The organism is Dietzia sp. DQ11-38-2, from assembly GCF_014145055.1.
In the GTDB taxonomy this organism is placed as follows: Bacteria; Actinomycetota; Actinomycetes; order Mycobacteriales; family Mycobacteriaceae; genus Dietzia.
On the sequence record NZ_JAALDW010000167.1, the window covers coordinates 1 to 3,159 of the forward strand.

Here is a 3,159-nt window from a genome sequence, read left to right on the forward strand (position 1 = left end):
GGCGGTCCCGGCGGGGTCGGGCCCCGCCTCGACAGTGGTCCCGCCGCCCGCCATCGCCCGCTCGTTGGCGGCGGCCGCCGTGGTGGGCTTGCGGCCGAACCGACCGCCCACGGACTTCCACCTGGGTGCGAGGAGCGCGATCACCACGAGGATCGCCGTGACCGCCCTCATGTCGTTCGGGTTGAGCCCCACCTCGAGCGCCACGGCGATGATGAACTGGTAGAGGACCGCGCCCACGATCACGGCGTACACCGCGAGCCACAACCTGCGCTGGCCGAGGATCGCCTGCCCCAGGATGACCGAGGCCAGGCCGACCAGGATCATGCCGATGCCCATCGAGATGTCGGCGAAGCCCCGGTACTGCGCCAGCAGCGCGCCGCACATGCCCACGAGGCCGTTGGACAGCGCCAGGGTGAGGGTCTTGGTGAAGTCGGTCGACACGCCGAAAGACGAGATCATCGGGCCGTTGTCGCCCGTGGCTCGGATGGACAGGCCCAGATTGGTGGTGAGGAACCAGATCACGACGAGTCCGAGAAGTCCCACGGCCACCGCGAGGACAGCCACTCCGGCCCAGGTGCCGAGGATTCCGGCCTCACGGAGCGGGGTGAACGCGGTCTCCTGGCGCAGCAACGGGGCGTTGGCGCTGCCCATGATCCGCAGGTTGACCGACCACAGGGCGATCATGGTGAGGATGCCGGCCAGCAGCCCGTCGATCTTGCCCTTGGTGTGCAACAGGCCGGTGACGATGCCGGCCAGGAACCCGGTGGCGAATCCCGCGAGGGTCGCGATCACCGGGCTCCAGCCGGCGAGGAGTGCCGTCGCCGCGGTGGCGGCACCGGTGGTGAAGCTGCCGTCGACGGTGAGGTCGGGGAAGTTCAGCACGCGGAAGGTCAGGTAGACCCCCAGCGCCATGACCCCGTAGATCAGGCCTACCTCGACGGATCCGATCACTTCTTCTCAGCCTCGGCGAGGATGTCCTCCGGGATGGTCACGCCCTGGCGCTCGGCGGCGTCCTCGTTGACGACGTAGGTGAACTCGGCAGCGGTCTCGACCGGCATGGTGGCGGGGTCCTCGCCGTCGCGCAGGATGCGCAGCGCCATCTCGCCCGTCTGGCGGCCGAGCTCGGTGTAGTCGATGCCCAGGGTGGCGACGGCCCCGCCCTCGACGGTGCCCTCCTCCGCGGCGATCACGGGGATCTGCTTGGTCTCCGCCACCTGGACGAGTGCGGCGATACCGGAGACGACCATGTTGTCGGTCGGGACGTAGATCGCGTCGACGTCGCCGAGGGCCTCGACGGCCTGCTGGATCTCGTTGACCGAGGTCACGGTCTGGGTGACGATCTCCAGGTCGAGCGGTCCGGCGGCCTCCTCGGCCTGGTCCACCTGGACCTGGGAGTTGACCTCCCCGGAGGCGTAGACGATGCCGACGCGCTCGGCGTCGGGGACGATCTGCTTGAGCAGTTCGAGCTGCTCGTCGATCGGGGCCGCGTCCGAGGTGCCGGTGACGTTGGCGCCCGGCTCCTCCATGGAGTCGACGAGCTCGGCCGAGACCGGGTCGGTGACCGCGGTGAACAGCAGTGGGATGTTGATGATGTTCTGGGCCATGGCCTGGGCGGCCGGGGTCGCCACCGCCAGGGCGAGGTCCAGGTCGTCGGCGGCGAACTGCTGCGCGATGGTCAGGGCGGTGCCCTGCTCGCCGTTGGCGTTCTGCTCCTTGAACTCCACCTCGACGCCGGCGTCGGCGAAGGCCTCCTTGAAGCCCGCGGTGGCCGCGTCGAGCGCCGGGTGCTGGACGAGCTGGTTGATGCCGATCGTGTACGACTCCCCGCCGTCACCGGCCGTGCCGTCCTCGGTGCCGCCTGTGCAGCCTGCGAGGACGAGCGCCGAGGTGGCCACCAGTCCGGTGAAGAGCTTCGCGCGTGAGAATGCCATGTGCCATGCCTTGTCTACGGTCACGGGTGAGCGTGAGGGGCCGGATGCGTTAACAGTGCTGGCACATGAGGGTACCGGGTCGTGCCGCCCGCGTGACCCCGGACTCTCCTCGCGGGGTGCGGGGCCGGTCGCCCACGGGGACCGTCCCCCTGCTCAGGACGCGCGGAGGAACTCCATCGGCGCCGCCACCTCGAAGTGCGCGCTGACCTCCCCGACCAGTCCGCCCTCGAGCCCGGTGTCGGCGACCAGATCGAGTTTGCGGACCGGTGCGCCCTCGGACAGGTCGAGTGCGTCCAACCGGGCCCAGACGATGTTGGGCCGACTGGTGTCCTCGAAGACGTACACGCCGTCGACGTGGTCGGTGATGGTCCGCCACAGAGTCGTGGAGGCGTTCGGATGGCCCGGTTCCGGCGTGCGGAACGGCTGCGACGCGTTGCGCATCACGCTCAGCAACTCCGCGACCGCCCCCGTCCGGTCGGTGGGCGCCGGGAGCCGGTCCAGGTAGTAGGCCGCGCGGGCGAAACGCTCGTCGGCGTCCGTGCCGCCGGGCAGGGGGCGGTCACCGCCGAAACCTTCGATCTCTCGCAGACGGTCGAGTTGCTCGGCGAACGGGGGCGAGTTGGTCATCACCGTGTAGGACCGGTCGTGCCAGATGTGGGGTTCGCCGTCGGTGTACTCGATGATCGCCGAGTCCCCGCTGCGGTCGTCGAGCGCCAGGTGAACGGTGACGGTCGCGCCGGTGACCGGATCCCCGGACGTCCGGATCTGGACCCGGGACCGCCGCATCCAGTCCACGGCGTCGGCGACGGTGGAGAAGTTGTCCAGCATGTACTGCACCCACGCCGAGGCGCTCAGCGCCGGACGCTCCGGGTCGCGGTCGCCGTAATCGGACTCCGCCAACCACAGCAGATGTCCCGCCAGGCCCGCCTCGTTGATCCCGTCGGTGCTCGCGAGGTCATAGGCCGCGGCCACCACGCTGCCGTACGTCGAGGTCCAGGTCAGACTGTCGTCCACGCCGTTGTCGCGGGTCATGCCCCGCGGGAACGCCCAGAGGTTGGTCCGCAGATCGACCTCGTAGTCCATGGTGCGGCCGGCCAGGACAAGGTTCTCGGAGGGGGACCAGAGGGTTCTCGTGCACATGGCTTGCCTTCCCGACGCGACGACCGGAGATGAAGGAAAACTATCACTCCGTGTCCGTGTGGAGAGGCGAACGGGGCCGGGGGGGGGG

3 protein-coding genes are annotated in these 3,159 nt (G+C 69.6%); all 3 read right to left on the minus strand.

Annotated elements, in window-relative coordinates; genetic code table 11:
• Nucleotides 1-951, minus strand: a 951-nt coding sequence (locus tag G6026_RS06435; protein WP_347238073.1) for an ABC transporter permease, incomplete at its 3' end; no start/stop codon positions are given.
• Complete coding sequence (locus G6026_RS06440) at nt 948-1,931, minus strand: ABC transporter substrate-binding protein (protein WP_107757683.1); 984 nt, start codon at nt 1,929-1,931, stop codon at nt 948-950. The genes G6026_RS06435 and G6026_RS06440, both read right to left, overlap by 4 nt.
• 153 nt (nt 1,932-2,084) lie before the next feature.
• Entirely contained in the window at nt 2,085-3,071 is a 987-nt protein-coding gene (locus tag G6026_RS06445) for a linear amide C-N hydrolase (protein WP_182612638.1), read from the minus strand.
• Between the last annotated feature and the right edge of the window lie 88 nt (nt 3,072-3,159).

Coding starts and splice junctions, on each gene's coding strand:
- G6026_RS06440 (WP_107757683.1), bottom strand. CDS start 1,931: ATGGCATTCTCACGCGCGAAGCTCTTCACCGGACTGGTGGCCACCTCG.
- G6026_RS06445 (WP_182612638.1), bottom strand. CDS start 3,071: ATGTGCACGAGAACCCTCTGGTCCCCCTCCGAGAACCTTGTCCTGGCC.